Origin of the sequence: Paenarthrobacter nitroguajacolicus, assembly GCF_031455195.1 — a bacterium.
Classification (GTDB): Bacteria; Actinomycetota; Actinomycetes; order Actinomycetales; family Micrococcaceae; genus Arthrobacter; species Arthrobacter nitroguajacolicus_D.
Map to the genome: position 1 here is coordinate 461,702 of NZ_JAVDSH010000002.1, position 14,996 is coordinate 476,697.

Here is a 14,996-nt window from a genome sequence, read left to right on the forward strand (position 1 = left end):
GGGCAGCGCAGGGGTCCCGCGGGCCGCTGCGCCGTTTGTTTCGGCGGTCGCGGAAGACGCCTCAGGAGTGCCGGAAGCTGTGGCAGGAACGGGCGACTGGTTCACCCGCCCATGCTACCTTTCCATCCTTATGCCGGCGTTGAGGTGCGGCGTGGAGGGCCGTGCGGCATTAGGCTTGGCAGGTGGACGAACAACGCAACACCCCGGACCCGGCTCCTTTCAGCGAAGAAGAAGTGGACGAGGCACCCCTCGCCGACGGTCCACAGTCCAACGGAACCCCGGGGGTCGGCAGGATCGTGCTGGCGGCGACCCCGATCGGCAACGTAGGCGACGCATCGGCCCGCCTGATTGAACTCCTTGGGACCTCTGACATCGTCGCAGCGGAGGACACCCGCCGCCTGCACCGGCTGGTGACAGCACTGGGCGTGGAAGTTACCGGCCGGGTCATCAGTTACCACGAGCACAACGAGGTGGCCAAGACCGGCGAACTCCTGGACCACGTACGTGCAGGCAAGACCATCCTCATGGTCAGCGACGCCGGCATGCCGGCGGTCTCGGATCCCGGCTTCCGTCTGGTTGAAGGAGCCGTCGCGGCCGGACTGACCGTTACCGCGGTTCCCGGACCCTCCGCAGTGCTCACCGCGCTGGCCCTCTCCGGCTTGCCAACTGACCGTTTCTGCTTCGAAGGTTTCCTGCCGCGCAAGTCCGGGGAGCGGAACTCCCGCCTGGTGGACCTCGCCGACGAGCGCCGCACCATGGTCTTTTTCGAGGCCCCGCACCGGCTCGAAGTAATGCTCCGGGCGTTGCATGAGCGCTTCGGCGCCGACCGTCGGGCAGCCGTCTGCCGGGAACTGACCAAGACCTACGAAGAAGTCATCCGCGGTAGCCTCCGTGAACTCCTTGAATGGGCCGAAAACAACGAGGTCCGCGGCGAAATCGCCGTGGTTGTCGGTGGTGCGCCTGAACAGGAACCCGGCAAGCCGGAGGACCACGTTGCAGCCGTCAACGAGCTCATTTCCCAAGGTATCCGCCTGAAGGAAGCCGTGGCAGCGGTGGCTGAGGATGCACGCGTCAGCAAACGGGAACTGTACTCGGCGGTCCTGGCAGCCCGTTGATCGTTGCTGTGCAGCTGCACAAATAGGCGCCTGCTTGGCAGTGCGCGAAGGCGTAGACACTCCTTCCGGCTGGGCAGTACCGTGGCAGTAATTCAAGCCACTTCTGGCAAGGAACCCTAGTGGTGCAACACTACAAAGCACCCAAGACGAAGGAGTCGCCATGACTGTCACGGTTGAACGCGAAAGCGAACTGCTGGCTTCCGTTCCCACCGGCCTGCTGATCAACGGTCAGTGGCGCCCGGCAGGATCCGGAAAGACCTTTGATGTTGAGGACCCCGCTACGGGCAAGGTCCTTCTCAGCATCTCCGACGCCGGTGCCGAGGATGGCGCCGCGGCCCTGGACGCCGCTGCTGCCGCCCAGGCTGATTGGGCCCGCACCGCCCCGCGCGAACGCGGCGAGATCCTGCGCCGTGCCTTCGAGCTCGTGACCGAGCGTGCCGAAGACTTCGCACTCCTGATGACCCTGGAAATGGGTAAGCCCCTGGCCGAAGCCCGCGGCGAAGTCACCTACGGTGCGGAATTCCTGCGCTGGTTCTCCGAGGAAGCCGTCCGTGTCTCGGGCCGCTACTCTGCAGCACCGGACGGCAAGAACCGCCTGCTCGTGCAGAAGAAGCCGGTGGGCCCCTGCTTGTTGATCACCCCGTGGAACTTCCCACTGGCCATGGCCACCCGCAAGGTAGCCCCCGCCGTCGCCGCTGGCTGCACCATGGTCCTCAAGCCGGCCAACCTCACCCCGCTGACCAGCCTGCTGTTCGCGCAGGTCATGCAGGAGGCCGGGCTCCCCGCTGGTGTCCTGAACGTCATCCAGACTTCCACGGCGGGTGCCGTTACCGGCCCGCTGATCAAGGACGACCGGCTCCGCAAGATCTCCTTCACCGGTTCCACGCCGGTGGGCCAGGCCCTCATCCGCGAAGCCGCGGACAAGGTCCTGCGCACCTCCATGGAACTTGGCGGCAACGCCCCGTTCGTGGTCTTCGAGGACGCTGACCTGGACAAGGCCGTTGAAGGTGCCATCGCTGCGAAGATGCGCAACATGGGCGAGGCCTGCACCGCAGCCAACCGCTTCATTGTGCACGAGTCCATCGCCGACTCCTTCGCGGAGAAGCTCGCCGCCAGGATCGGCGCACTGACCACGGCCCGCGGCACCGAAGCGGAGTCCAAGGTTGGTCCGTTGATCGACGGCAAGGCCCGCGACGGCGTGCACGCCCTGGTCACTGAAGCTGTGGAAGGTGGCGCAGAGGCAGTCACCGGTGGTGCCGCAGTGGACGGTCCCGGTTACTTCTACCAGCCCACCGTGTTGAAGAACGTCGCCGCGGACGCCCGCATCCTGCGGGAAGAAATCTTTGGACCGGTTGCCCCGATCATCACGTTCTCCACCGAGGACGACGCCGTTCGCCTGGCCAACAACACCGAATACGGCCTGGTTGCCTACGTCTTCACCAAGGACCTCAACCGTGGCCTGCGGATCAGCGAACGCCTTGAAACCGGCATGCTTGGCCTGAACGCCGGTGTGATCTCCAACGCCGCCGCTCCGTTCGGTGGTGTCAAGCAGTCCGGACTGGGCCGCGAAGGCGGCTCCGAAGGCATCGAAGAGTACCTCTACACCCAGTACGTAGGTATCGCGGACCCGTACGCCGACTAATGCTGCTCTTTCCACCAAGGAGCCCGGTCCGCCGCTCTCGCAACAAGAACGGCTGACACATGCAGGGGCCCGGCCCCGGAACCACAAGTTCCGGCGTCGGGCCTTTTGCTGTCCTGCGACGAATGGTGGGGTGGCGCTGGATCCGGCAGCGTCAGCGGCGCTCGGGCAGCAGCCCCCGGAGCGCCCGCCACCACCGGGCGGCCGCCCATCCGAGCCACTTTCCCAGTGCCCCAACAGCCCGGAACGGCGCACCCAGGGCGCGGACCCAGCGGCGCATCATCGACGGCGGCAGCCAGTCCGCGCGGAAGCGGACCAACCACGGTGAGTTGTTTCGCAACGATTCACGGACGACGGCGATGCGCGTCGCCGCCGGTGGGGCGGCCTCCGCGGGGCGACCATAGCGCTGCCGTTCGAAGTCCGAGGTGAGCGATGCGACGGCGGCGTGCGCGGCGTCGTCCATCCCGCCCACTTCACCCAAAGCGGGACTTGAGCGGAGCCTGGCGGAGAAGTGCCTGGGCGTCTCGCTGGGCGTTGACGGCACCCCGTAATCCGTAGCGAGGTCCTGCAGTTCATCCCAGGCCAACTGCGGAGCCTCATCAACAGAACCGGGCGGGACACCGTGGGCATCAACCGGGGGCTTCCGGTTGAGCCGTCGCCTGCGGAGCATTGTCCTGCTCAGCCGGGGCGACCACAGGAAGCCGATCAACAGCAGGACCCCGGCCGCGATGGCAGCCATGGCGGGGTAGGGGTTGACGCTGGCCGTGGTCGTTGCCGGTGTGTCAACGCCGGGCAGGGGAACGGGGGTGATGGCCGGCGGTGCCGCCGTGGTTGGGACATCTTTCTCGTCCGCGTTGGTGCTGAGGTTTCCCGTGGAGGAGTTTTCCGTAGCGTACTCGGGGACGACACCCCGCGACGGTGTTGGTTCAAAAGGAACCCACCCGAGGCCTTCAAAGTACAGTTCCGGCCAGGCGTGTGCGTCCCGGGCGTCAACTTCGTACTCCGGGAAGGAGCCCTGGCCCACCAAGGCAACAGACTCGCCGGTGAGACGGCCGGGCGCGTACCCCACGGCGATCCGGCTCGGGATGCCCTCAGCCCGCGCCATCACGGCCATGGCTGATGCGAAATGCACGCAGTACCCGCTCTTCACTGCAAGGAAGTCAGCCAGTACCGAGAGGCCGTTTCCGTCGTAACCGTTCTGGACGGGGGCCTGCAGCGAGTACGTAAACTCACCGGAGCGCAGGTATTTCTGGATGGCCAACGCCTTGGCGTAGTTGTTCCCGGCAGGGCGTGTGACCGAGTCCGCGGTCTGGCGGACGATTTCCGGCAGGCCGTTGGGGATCCGCAGGAAGTCATCGGAGATGCCCCTCGGCGTGGGGGACGCCTGGGCCAAAGCTTGCGCCGTCACCTTGGGCGCGGCGGAGAAGACGACGTAGCGCTGGGCGCGGGTGGTGGTCTCCGTGCTCATGATGCTGAGGGTCGCCGGGTCCCAGGTCCAGTTTCCGTTGAGCCCGTTCACTGATGCCGGCGCGAAGGGCGCCGGGAGGTAGGGGCTGGTGAACAGGCCCGCGTTGACTGATGTCACGGCGTTGACGATGTCGCCCTGGACTGAGTAGCCGGTCTCGATCCTGTCGGCGCCGGTGCGCCTCTGGGCGGTGCGGTCGTCCGGGGCCCAGGTCTCGCCGTCGAAATGGTCAATGGTGACCGAGCGCAGATACAGCGGCGTGCTGGAACTCGTGGCGTACGTTATCCGACCCGAACCGATGGGGCTGCGGAGGCTGTTGCCCAACGTGATCATGGGGTTCAGCCCGTTGGAGGTACCCCACGGGCTCAACCTCGATCCCTGCGGGAACGTGCCCGTCTCAAAGCCCGGGATGGCCAGCGGAACCACCATGGCCAAAGCAAGCGCCAGCCCGCCCGTGACCACGGATCGACGGAACTGGCCGGAACCGCGCCCGGTCCCGGACTGGAGCCGGGCATCGGGGGCGAACCAGTGGCTGCACCCGAGGATGAGGAGATACCCCACGGCCGCGCCGAGGAACCCGGGCATACCCACGCTCTGGGGCTTGATGGTAGCTGGAACCACCATGATGGCAATCAGACCGATTCCACTGGCAGCCGGCATGGCCAGCGGAACAGCCAGGGCGTCAACCAGGATCACCAGGAGGCCAAGGCAAGCGCACATCACGAAGACGATGCCCGCGTTGGGCGCTACCGGCGCACTCTCGGAGACTACCGTTTCCCCGGCGCGCTTGATGAGGCGTCCGACGGCGGTCAAGGTCCCGGGAGTGGGGATGAAACCGGCGAGGCTGTCCTGGCGGCAGAAAACGAAGCTCAGCACCCCCGTGAGGCTCGCCAACGAGCCCAACGTGGCCAGCATGGGCTGGGCACGCAGGGCCCGTAGCCCGGCCAGGGTCAGCGAAACCACCGCGACCGTGGTGATGAGCGGCATGAACCAGGCCCAGCCCCTCAGCACCCCATTCAGGGAAAGTGCAGCTCCAAGGACAGCCACTGCGATGGATCCCGCCATGACCCATGGGTACAGCCCAGGCCCAGGCCTCTGCGGCTGGGCCCTCCTGGGCTGGTCCTGGCCGGGCGTTCCGCCGGGTTGGGTGGTGGCGCTAGGGGAGCGGTGCGAAGTGGCAGTCATCGGGGCACCGCGGCCCCGCGCCGCACATCCATGGCTGCTCCTGCGGCCGCGACGATGCCACCTTCATCGAATGAGGACCACGAGGCAGCAAGGGACGTCTTGGACGTGACGGCGGCAACCCGCCAACCGGCCTGCCGCAGGATCTCCAACACCTCGTCGTTGCTCCGGGAAGCGTCCGTCATGACCAGGGCAAAAGCGTTCGCTCCATAGGCGGCGGCCGGGGCGAGGGACCGCGCCTCGGCCGCAGTCATTTGCCCGACCAAGGCCAGCAACGGGCCCCGCAGGCGGTGGGCCGCGAGCTTGTCCATGAGCCGGTCATCGAAGACGGAATCCTCTGCGCCGGCACCGGACTCGCGGTGGTCAGGGCTGTGGTTTCCCTGGGCGCCGTGGTCCGCGCGTGGATGCTCGCCCCGATGGTGGTCGCCCCGGGCATGCCTGGGGCCGCTGAGCTCTATCGCCGCCAGCCCTTCCGCGACGGCATGCAAGCCGCCAGCACCTGCAAACTCCTCCGTGTCCGGCTCCGGTGCCGAACGCGAACGGAGGAACGCCGGGGCGCCAAAGGAATCCAGCACCCTCAGCGAATAGTTACGCTCCGCCAGGTGCGCGGCGATGGACATGGCAGCGGTAACCATCCACTCAAAGTTAGGGCTGGTCACCAGGTCCGAGTCGTCGTCGTGGCCCCCGAACACAGAGACCGGTCCACCCGAAAACGCGGTGAAGCGCTGGTCCAGGACGAGCGTGGCTTCCGGGGTGGTGACTGACTCCTCCTGCCGCACCATGAGCTGGCCGTGGCGTGCGGTGGCAGCCCAGTGGACGCGGCGCATCGGGTCGCCGTGCCTGTACTCGCGGGTCATGATGTCGTCGTCGCTGGGGTTGGCCCGGATCCGGGTCGCCGTCACGCCGTCATTGCCACGCGCCCCTGCCAGGCCGGTGACGGGAAGTTCGACGGCGGCGGGCGTCACGGTGAGGATGTCGCCGTCGTCTATTGAATGGCGGCGCAACGACAAACCGAAAGGGTCACTGAACTCAGCGGTGACCGGACCGATCCGGAACTGGCCCCGCTTGCCCGAACGCAAATGGTATTCATAGCGGCTGGTGCCGCCGGAAGCCGACCGGGCCGGGAACCGGAAAGCGGGAGGTTCGCCGAACCGGGGAGGGAGTTGCTCTTCCATGATCACGTGGCCGCTGGAGTAGGAGGACCGGGCAACGGCCAGGCGGACCGTGGTCGTATTGGCCGTTTCCACTGTGGAGGGATTGAACTCCCGATACACCTGGAACTTCGGTTTGAGCACCCGGACGCCGGCCAGCGAGACCAACGGCAGGGCAAGCAAGAGGACCGCCAACGTCAGGAGGTCGCGCCTGCCCATGACATACGCACACCCGAGGGCCAGTGCCCCGGCGGCCAGCAGTCCCCAGCCGCGATTAGTGAACAAGTGCTTGGGAAGCCGATCCACGAGTGCCATGTGCCCGCCTCCTAAGCGGTGTGCCGGTCCCTGCGACCCGCGCCGGGCGTTTCCTGCGCCACCGGCAGGGAGGCGAGGATGCCCCGGAGGATGCTTTGCGGTGTGTCGCCCGAACTCGCAGCCTTGCGGTCCAGGATGATCCGGTGCGCCAGCACCGACTCGGCCACATCCACGACGTCATCCGGGAGGACGAAGTCCCGGCCGTCGAGGGCCGCTGTGGCCTTCGCGGCCCGCAACAGCTGCAGCAAGGACCGCGGGCTCGCACCCAGACGCAGACGGGCGCTGTCGCGGGTAGCCCGACCGATCGCCACCGTGTATTCCTTGATGGCCGTGGACACATAAACCTGCTGGACGGTGGCAATCATGGCAGCAACATCATTGGCCGTCACCACCGGCGTCACCTTGACCAACGGTGAAGATGCCTGGTGCGTTTCAAGCATCTCGATCTCGGCTTCCTTGTCCGGGTAGCCCATGGAGATCCTGGCCATGAACCGGTCGCGTTGCGCTTCGGGCAGCGGGTACGTGCCCTCCATTTCGATGGGGTTCTGCGTAGCCACCACCATGAATGGGAGACCCAGCTGGTAGGAATGGCCGTCTACGGTGACCTGGTGCTCCTCCATGCACTCCAGGAGGGCCGACTGGGTCTTGGCAGACGCGCGGTTGATTTCATCGCCGATCACGATGTTCGCGAACACGGCGCCCGGGCGGAACTCGAATTGCCGCGAGGACTGGTTATAGATGGACACGCCCGTGACGTCCGAGGGCAGGAGGTCCGGGGTGAACTGGATGCGTGAGACCGTGCAGTCCACGGTACGGGCCAACGTCTTGGCCAAGAGGGTCTTTCCGACGCCGGGTACGTCCTCCAACAGAAGGTGTCCCTGGGCCAGCAGGACAGTCAGTGCCAGCTTGGCGGCGTCCGCTTTCCCGTCGATGACCTGGTTGATGGAGGCCAGGATGCGTTCACTGGCGTCGTGGAACCGGTCCGCGTCCATGACCTGCGGCCTGTGCCCATTGAGGGCAGCACCATCATGGGGGCGCTCACTGTAGGCCTCGCCATGGAGGGGCGAGGGTTCAACAGTGACTTGTCGCTTGGACTCCATGGATTGCCCTTCAGCCGTGGCTACACAACAGCAAACCTGCTGGTGCTGGCGCCTTTCCGTTCCAGACTACCCAGACTTTGGCCGTCCCTGACATAGTGCTTCGGGAATTTATGTGCCATCTGGAATTTATCGCCTCCGTTCCAAGGACCGCGGTCCGATTAAGGTGGAAAGATGTGCAACTCCCTCGCCCCTGCTCCGTACCGCGCGCCAGCCGATGCAACTGAACCCACAGAAGCCCGGAAGGAATATCCGCCGGCGCCAGAACCACTGCCCGTGCCGGTCATGGACAACCACACCCATCTGGACTTCCGGCACGGCCTGATCGAGGTCTCGGTCCGGGACGCCATGGACTCAGCCGAGGCCGTGGGCGTACAGGGCGCCGTGCAGGTGGGCTGCGACCTTGAATCCTCCCGGTTCACCGTGCAGGCCGTGGAAGCCGATGCGCGCCTGCTGGGAGCCGTGGCCATCCACCCCAACGACGCGCCCATCTATGCAGGGCGCGGGGAGCTGGAGTCGGCGCTCGCAGAGATCGAGGAATTGGCATCCCACCCGCGCGTCCGCGCCATCGGAGAGACCGGGTTGGATTTTTTCCGGACCCACGGGGAAGGGTTGGCCCATCAGCGATACTCCTTCAGGCGCCACATCGACATAGCAAAGCGGCTGGGTCTGACCCTGCAGATCCACGACCGTGACGCCCATGATGACGTGGTGCAGGTGCTGGGGGAGGAGGGGGCACCGGAGCGGGTGGTTTTCCATTGTTTCTCAGGCGACGCGGAGCTTGCCCGGATCTGTAACGACAACGGCTGGTACATGTCTTTCGCCGGCACCATGACCTTCAAGAACGCAGGGAATCTCCGGGAGGCGTTGGCCATCGCCGAGCCCAGCAGGATCCTGGTGGAAACGGATTCGCCTTTCCTGACTCCCCACCCGCATCGAGGACGGCCAAACGCAAGCTACATGGTTCCGTACACGGTCCGTTCCATGGCGGAAGTGACAGGAAATGACCTTTCCGAGCTGTGTTCGCGATTGGCCGAAAACACGCTGCGGGCCTACGGATCATGGGCCTGATGCCGGTTTGAGTTCCCCTTGGAGGCCTTTCTGATGGATACCGGGTATGCAGATGTCTTGGCCGCTTTATAACAGATCGGTTACTGTGTTAAACAAGTAGCCGGGGTCGGGGAAGGCCTTCGGACAACTGGGCGGGTTGATTCCGTGCCCACAAGTTGAATGATTTTGGCGGCGCAGATGCCGGCAGCATGAGTGGGACCAGGCTTGTAGTCTGGCCCCTCCGTTTTGCGGCTGGCATTTCTTCTGTGCTTTTCCCCGTGCCCGGATGGTCTGAGAGTAATGGGCAATCGTGATCAAGTTCTTCACAACGGATGGCAAGTTCAGCTTCCTCAAAGTCGGGACCCAGTTGCTGGTTGTTGCAGCGCTGGTTGTAGGTGTCGTCGCCTTCGTGGGCAACAACAAGACGGTCACCCTTAACGTCGACGGCAAAGTGAGCTCCATCCAGACCTTCGGTGGCACCGTAGACCAGGTGGTCAAGGCAGCCAAGGTCGAGTTGAAGGACGCAGACCGTGTTTCCCCTGCATTGGACAGCAAGGTCGAGAACGGCTCGGTGGTCAACGTCAACCTGGCCAAGGCTGTCTCCATTGAGCTGGACGGTGCCCGGAAGACCGTCAACACCACCGCTCCGGACGTGGCTGGGCTGGTGAGCGAACTCGGAGTGGCCAGTTCCTCCGAGGTGTCCCAGCCCAAGGAAGCCTCCCTCCAGGTGACCGGCTCCTTCGTTTCGATCTCCACTCCGAAGACCATCAGCCTCGTCGCTGACGGCAAGGACACCAGCACCACCACGACGGCGCCCGACGTCGCCACTGTTCTCAAGGACGCCGGCATCGCCGTGGGCGCCAACGACCGTGTCTCCCAGCCCGGCAACGCCCCCGTCATCCAGGACATGGTGATCAAGGTTTCCCGGGTGGACACCAGCAAGACCGCCCAGGCTACCGAGGAAGTTCCTTTCGAAAGCGTGAAGACCGACTCCGCAGACCTGTTCAAGGGCGAAGAGAAGGTCACCCAGAAGGGCGTTCCCGGCGCACTGACGAAGAACTTCAAGTTGGTCATGGTTGATGGCCGCGAGGCGTCCCGCACGCTGGTTTCCAGCGACGTCACCACCAAACCCGTTACCGAGCAGGTCAGCGTAGGAACCAAGGCACGCCCTGTCGCCACACCGGCCAAGGCCACCGCAGCGGCACCAACGTCCAGTGGCCCCACCGGCGCCCCGAACGAGGCAATGTGGGACAGGATCGCCCAGTGTGAATCCGGCGGAAACTGGTCCATCAACAGCGGTAACGGCTACTACGGCGGCCTCCAGTTCTCCGGTCCTACCTGGTTGGCCAACGGTGGTGGCGCTTACGCTGCCAACGCCAGCCTCGCCACCAAGGCGCAGCAAATCGAGATCGCCAACCGCCTCTACGCAAAGAACGGCCTCAGCGACTGGGGCTGCGCGCACGCAGCCTAGGCCCGCACAGGCGATACGATACCTAGGTGACTGAACCGAATTCCGATCCCGCCGCCGTCGCGCCTTTGCTGGGCGCCACAGACATCCGACGGCTCGCCGAGGAAATCGGTGTACGCCCTACAAAAACCCTGGGCCAGAACTTTGTGATTGACGGCAACACGATCCGCAGGATCGTGTCCGCCGCCAATATCGACGCCGGCGAGACCGTGTTGGAGGTCGGCCCCGGGCTGGGTTCCCTCACCTTGGGCCTGCTGGACGCGGCCAAATCGGTGGTGGCTGTGGAAATCGACCCCGTCCTGGCCAGGAAGTTGCCGGAAACCGTTCGGGCTTGGCGGCCGCACGCCGAGGAGAACTTCCACCTGGTGCTCTCGGACGCCATGAAGGTTACCGAACTGCCCGTGCCTCCCACGGCACTGGTGGCCAACCTGCCCTACAACGTTGCCGTGCCCGTGGTGCTGCACCTGCTCCAGCATTTCCCGAGCCTGCAGCACGGCCTGGTCATGGTGCAGGACGAGGTAGCCGACCGCCTGGCAGCAACTCCGGGATCCAAGATCTACGGGGTGCCGTCCGTGAAGGCCGCCTGGTACGGGCACATGCGCAAGGCAGGTGTCATCGGCATGAACGTGTTTTGGCCCGCGCCCAAAATACACTCAGGACTCGTCGCGTTCACCCGCCATGACCCGCCGCAGACGCACGCCACCCGGGAACAGGTATTCGCCGTCATCGACGCAGCGTTCGCCCAGAGGCGCAAGACCCTTCGCGCAGCCCTGGCCGGTTGGGCAGGGAGCGCAGCAGAAGCGGAGCGTTGCCTCGTTGCTGCCGGAGTGGACCCGACTGCCCGCGGTGAAGTCCTGGATATTTCCGCGTACGTCAAAATCGCCGAAGCCCGCCACCCCGTGGACGCATGACGCCGGGCACCCGTAAGCCGAGCAGCCTGCCGTTCGTGGGGGACCGCTTCCATGCCCGGACAGTGCGGGTCAAAGCTCCCGGAAAGGTCAACGTCTCCCTGAGCGTGGGCCCCCTGCGCGCCGACGGCTACCATTCGGTGGCCAGCGTCTACCTCGCCGTTTCCCTCTACGAGGAAGTAGCGGCAACCAGTACCGAGGCTGAGGGAATCACCGTCAGCATCAGCCCGGACAGCACCCTGGACCTCGACGGCGTCGAGATACCGCTGGACGAACGCAACCTCGCCTACAAGGCCGCCGCCATCATGGCAGAAATGTCCGAGAAGCCCACTGGCGTGCACCTGGAAATCACCAAGCGCGTGCCGGTTGCGGGTGGCATGGGCGGAGGTTCCGCGGACGCCGCGGCCACGCTGCTCGCGTGCGATGCCCTGTGGAACAGCGGCCTTTCCCGCGAGGAGCTCGCGCACTTGGCAGCAGAACTGGGTGCAGACGTGCCCTTCTCCCTCTTAGGCGGCACCGCCGTTGGGCTTGGCGTGGGAGATAAACTCTCGCCCGCACTGGCCAAGGCGCAAACGGACTGGGTACTGGTCTTCGCCGACTACGGTCTGTCAACGCCGGACGTCTTCCGCGCCCTCGATGGCCTCCGGGATTCCGAAGGGGTGGACATCCCGGAGCCCGTGGACGTGGATCCCACCATTCTCCAAGCCCTCCGCCACGGCGACCCCGAGACCCTCAGCCGGGTCCTCATCAACGACCTCCAGCGAGCCTCCATCACCCTCGCCCCACAACTGCGCGACACCATCGGACTGGGCGAAGCACGCGGCGCGTTGGCCGGAATGGTGTCTGGTTCCGGCCCCACCATTGCGTTGCTGGCCCGGGACGCCGTCTCGGCCGGCGTCCTCGCCGAAGAACTGACCCACCGGGGCCACACCGCCGTAGCGGTGCACGGTCCCGTTCCCGGTGCCCGGATCATCTCCGATACCCTCCTGTAGTACCCCTCCAGCTTCTGTACTCCCGCATTCCAGCAGTAGAAAGTAGTACCCATTGGCCCACCTGCTCGGCGGCGAAAACCTCACCGTTTCGTTCGCGACCCGCACTGTCCTCGACGGCGTCACCCTCGGTTTGGAGGACGGTGACCGCATCGGCATGGTGGGCCGCAACGGCGACGGCAAATCAACCCTCATGCGCCTGCTCGCCTTGCGCTCAACGCCGGATTCCGGTCGCGTCACCAAACGCGGCGACGTGACCGTCGGCTACCTCGACCAAGGCGATGTGCTCGACGGCGACCTCACAGTTGGCGCTGCGATCGTCGGCGACCGCGCGGACCACGAATGGGCTGCCAACGCCAAAATCCGCGAAGTCATGGGCGGATTGGTGGGCGACGTCGACTGGCACGCCAACGTCCACGCCCTCTCCGGTGGACAGAAACGCCGTGTCGCGTTGGCCAAGCTACTGATCGAAGACCACGACGTCATCATGTTGGACGAGCCCACCAACCACCTCGACGTCGAAGGCGTCGCCTGGCTGGCCCGGCACTTGAAGACCCGCTGGCGCGCCAACCAGGGCGCGTTCCTGGTGGTCACCCACGACCGTTGGTTCCTGGACGAAGTCTGCAACTACACCTGGGAAGTCCACGATGCCATGGTGGACATGTTCGACGGCGGATATGCCGCCTACGTTTTGGCACGCGCCGAGCGTGACCGGATGGCCGCCGTCGTCGAAGGCAAGCGCCAGCAACTGGTCAAAAAGGAGCTGGCCTGGCTTCGCCGCGGCGCCCCCGCCCGGACCGCCAAGCCGAAATTCCGCATCGAAGCCGCCAACGACCTCATCGCCGATGTACCGGATCCCCGCGATTCGGTGGCCCTCAGCAAGATGGCCACGGCCCGGCTGGGCAAGGACGTGCTGGACCTCGAGAATGTGACCCTCGATTTCCTCGACGGCGACGAGGGACAGAAACTCTTCGACAACATCACCCTCCGGCTCGCGCCGGGCGAACGCCTGGGACTCGTGGGCGTCAACGGTGCCGGGAAATCCACCCTGCTGAAGCTGCTCAACGGCGAAATCCAGCCCACGTCCGGGAAAGTGAAGCGCGGCAAGACCGTGGTCACCGCCGTGCTCACCCAGGACGTCAAAGAACTCGACGACGTCTCGGACCTGCGCGTCATTGAAGTCATTGAACGCGAAAAGCGGTCCTTCAGCGTCGGCGGCAAGGAATTCACCGCAGGACAGCTCGTGGAACAGCTCGGGTTCACCAAGGAAAAGCAGTGGACCCCGGTCTCCGACCTTTCCGGTGGCGAACGCCGACGACTCCAGCTCCTGCGCCTCCTGGTCGGTGAGCCCAACGTCCTCATGCTCGACGAACCCACCAACGACCTCGACACCGACACCCTTGCCGCCGTCGAAGACGTCCTTGACGGTTGGCCCGGGACGCTCGTGGTGGTCAGCCACGACCGCTACCTCCTGGAACGCGTCACCGACAACCAAATGGCGCTGCTGGGAGACGGCAAACTCCGTGGCCTGCCCGGCGGCGTGGACCAATACCTCGAACTGCGCGAAGCCGCACTTGCTTCCGGCGCCGTCGGCGGGGGATCCGGCGCGCCGACTTCCGCCAGTGGGTCCTCTGCATCCACTGGTGCATCAGGTGCCAGCGAGGCCGAAAAACGCGAAGCCCGCAAGGACCTCAACAGGATCGACCGCCAACTCGGCAAGATCGCCCAGCAGGAAGAAAAGCTCCACACCCAGATGGCTGCGAAATCCGAATCCGGCGACTTCGACGCACTCGGCGAACTCAACGGCAAGCTCCGCGAATTGCTCGACGAGAAAGAGGGCCTGGAGCTCGAGTGGCTGGAGGCTGCCGAAATCCTGGGCGAGTAGCTCGGGCTGGTGGGGGCGCCGCAGCGGCGCATCCTCTGGGTGCTGGTGGCGGCGCAGCGCGCGCATCCTCTGCGTGCTGCTGGTGGGGACGCAGCGGCGCGCATCCTCTGCGTGCTGCTCCTTCGTCGCTTTGACGCACGCTGCCGGATGCCCGCCGCTGCTCCCACGCTCGCTCACGTCCCGTAGCTTTCCCGCAGACGCTCGCTCACTTCACGCGTGCTATTTGGCGGCCTCGTAGCCCAGGAGCCAATGCAAACCGTGGCGGTCGATAACCTGGCCGTCTGACGCGCCCCACGGCTTCTGTGCCAGGGGGTCGACGATGCGGCCGCCGTCGGCAAGCTTGTCGAACCACTCATGGAGGACCGCAGGCTCGGCCGCTCCGAGCAAGCTAAGCATGGCGCCTTCCATGCGGACGCTCTTCTCACCCGTCGCTGCGTCGGCGCCGGCCACGGCAACTACTCCGCTCAGGACCCCATGGGCGATGGCGTCTGCCGGTCCGTCAGTGCGTGAGAAGTCTTGATAAGAGTGAAGGGTTAGGTCTCCGCCAAAGATTTTCGCGTAGAAACCCAAGGCTTCGCGGGCAGTACCTGGGAAGAGGACATAGATCTCGGGTGCTGTCATGGGCAAATCCTACGAACACGGCCAGGTTTCTCCTGCGCTGACACGTCGTGGGCCCGCTTCTCCGTCGTTGCCCAGCGACGCAATTGCGGGTTGGCGACGGAACTAGGGGAG

The 14,996-nt window shown here is 65.4% G+C and carries 11 protein-coding genes; 7 read left to right on the top strand and 4 right to left on the bottom strand.

What is annotated here, in order from left to right; translation table 11 throughout:
- The first annotated feature begins 182 nt into the window (after positions 1–182).
- A complete protein-coding gene (gene rsmI / locus J2Y68_RS05920) occupies positions 183–1,115 on the top strand; it encodes a 16S rRNA (cytidine(1402)-2'-O)-methyltransferase (protein ID WP_397334651.1) in 933 nt (310 codons plus the stop codon).
- 160 nt (positions 1,116–1,275) lie between these two features.
- A complete protein-coding gene (locus tag J2Y68_RS05925; protein ID WP_309990963.1) occupies positions 1,276–2,757 on the top strand; it encodes an NAD-dependent succinate-semialdehyde dehydrogenase in 1,482 nt (493 codons plus the stop codon).
- Between the two features lie 151 nt (positions 2,758–2,908).
- Here J2Y68_RS05925 and J2Y68_RS05930 read toward each other — a convergent pair whose 3' ends face one another.
- The 3 genes from J2Y68_RS05930 to J2Y68_RS05940 are packed head-to-tail and all read right to left on the bottom strand — an operon-like array spanning position 2,909 to position 7,967.
- Entirely contained in the window at positions 2,909–5,404 is a 2,496-nt protein-coding gene (locus tag J2Y68_RS05930; RefSeq protein ID WP_309990966.1) for a transglutaminase TgpA family protein, read from the bottom strand.
- On the bottom strand, positions 5,401–6,867 hold the full coding sequence (locus J2Y68_RS05935) for a DUF58 domain-containing protein (RefSeq protein WP_309990967.1): 1,467 nt from the start codon (positions 6,865–6,867) through the stop codon (positions 5,401–5,403). The genes J2Y68_RS05930 and J2Y68_RS05935 overlap by 4 nt, the downstream gene beginning before the upstream one ends.
- Before the next feature lie 11 nt (positions 6,868–6,878).
- Entirely contained in the window at positions 6,879–7,967 is a 1,089-nt protein-coding gene (locus J2Y68_RS05940; RefSeq protein ID WP_309990971.1) for an AAA family ATPase, read from the bottom strand.
- Between the two features lie 171 nt (positions 7,968–8,138).
- Here J2Y68_RS05940 and J2Y68_RS05945 point away from each other — a divergent pair, with 171 nt between their 5' ends.
- The 5 genes from J2Y68_RS05945 to J2Y68_RS05965 all read left to right on the top strand — a co-directional run bounded on the left by J2Y68_RS05945 (position 8,139) and on the right by J2Y68_RS05965 (position 14,264).
- Positions 8,139–9,035: a TatD family hydrolase gene (locus tag J2Y68_RS05945; RefSeq protein WP_211713188.1), complete on the top strand. Its 897-nt coding sequence runs from the start codon at positions 8,139–8,141 to the stop codon at positions 9,033–9,035.
- Positions 9,036–9,324: 289 nt separating this feature from the next.
- Complete coding sequence (locus J2Y68_RS05950; RefSeq protein ID WP_309990975.1) at positions 9,325–10,485, top strand: transglycosylase family protein; 1,161 nt, start codon at positions 9,325–9,327, stop codon at positions 10,483–10,485.
- A gap of 26 nt (positions 10,486–10,511) precedes the next feature.
- Positions 10,512–11,393 carry a 16S rRNA (adenine(1518)-N(6)/adenine(1519)-N(6))-dimethyltransferase RsmA gene (rsmA, locus tag J2Y68_RS05955; RefSeq protein ID WP_284986141.1) on the top strand — a complete coding sequence of 294 codons (882 nt, stop codon included), beginning with the start codon at positions 10,512–10,514 and terminating at the stop codon, positions 11,391–11,393.
- Positions 11,390–12,382 (top strand): 4-(cytidine 5'-diphospho)-2-C-methyl-D-erythritol kinase, encoded by a 993-nt coding sequence (locus J2Y68_RS05960; protein WP_309990978.1) that lies wholly within the window; start codon positions 11,390–11,392, stop codon positions 12,380–12,382. The genes rsmA and J2Y68_RS05960 overlap by 4 nt, the downstream gene beginning before the upstream one ends.
- 52 nt (positions 12,383–12,434) lie before the next feature.
- Positions 12,435–14,264: an ABC-F family ATP-binding cassette domain-containing protein gene (locus J2Y68_RS05965; protein ID WP_309990980.1), complete on the top strand. Its 1,830-nt coding sequence runs from the start codon at positions 12,435–12,437 to the stop codon at positions 14,262–14,264.
- A 219-nt stretch (positions 14,265–14,483) separates the two neighbouring features.
- On the opposite strand, the gene J2Y68_RS05970 is transcribed toward J2Y68_RS05965, so the two are convergent.
- Positions 14,484–14,885: a VOC family protein gene (locus tag J2Y68_RS05970; protein WP_309990983.1), complete on the bottom strand. Its 402-nt coding sequence runs from the start codon at positions 14,883–14,885 to the stop codon at positions 14,484–14,486.
- Between the last annotated feature and the right edge of the window lie 111 nt (positions 14,886–14,996).

Bases quoted from the DNA above. Each gene is read 5' to 3' on its own strand.
- J2Y68_RS05925 (WP_309990963.1), top strand. From the start codon at position 1,276: ATGACTGTCACGGTTGAACGCGAAAGCGAACTGCTGGCTTCCGTTCCC.
- J2Y68_RS05945 (WP_211713188.1), top strand. From the start codon at position 8,139: ATGTGCAACTCCCTCGCCCCTGCTCCGTACCGCGCGCCAGCCGATGCA.
- J2Y68_RS05930 (WP_309990966.1), bottom strand. From the start codon at position 5,404: ATGACTGCCACTTCGCACCGCTCCCCTAGCGCCACCACCCAACCCGGC.
- J2Y68_RS05970 (WP_309990983.1), bottom strand. From the start codon at position 14,885: ATGACAGCACCCGAGATCTATGTCCTCTTCCCAGGTACTGCCCGCGAA.
- J2Y68_RS05940 (WP_309990971.1), bottom strand. From the start codon at position 7,967: ATGGAGTCCAAGCGACAAGTCACTGTTGAACCCTCGCCCCTCCATGGC.
- J2Y68_RS05960 (WP_309990978.1), top strand. From the start codon at position 11,390: ATGACGCCGGGCACCCGTAAGCCGAGCAGCCTGCCGTTCGTGGGGGAC.
- J2Y68_RS05935 (WP_309990967.1), bottom strand. From the start codon at position 6,867: ATGGCACTCGTGGATCGGCTTCCCAAGCACTTGTTCACTAATCGCGGC.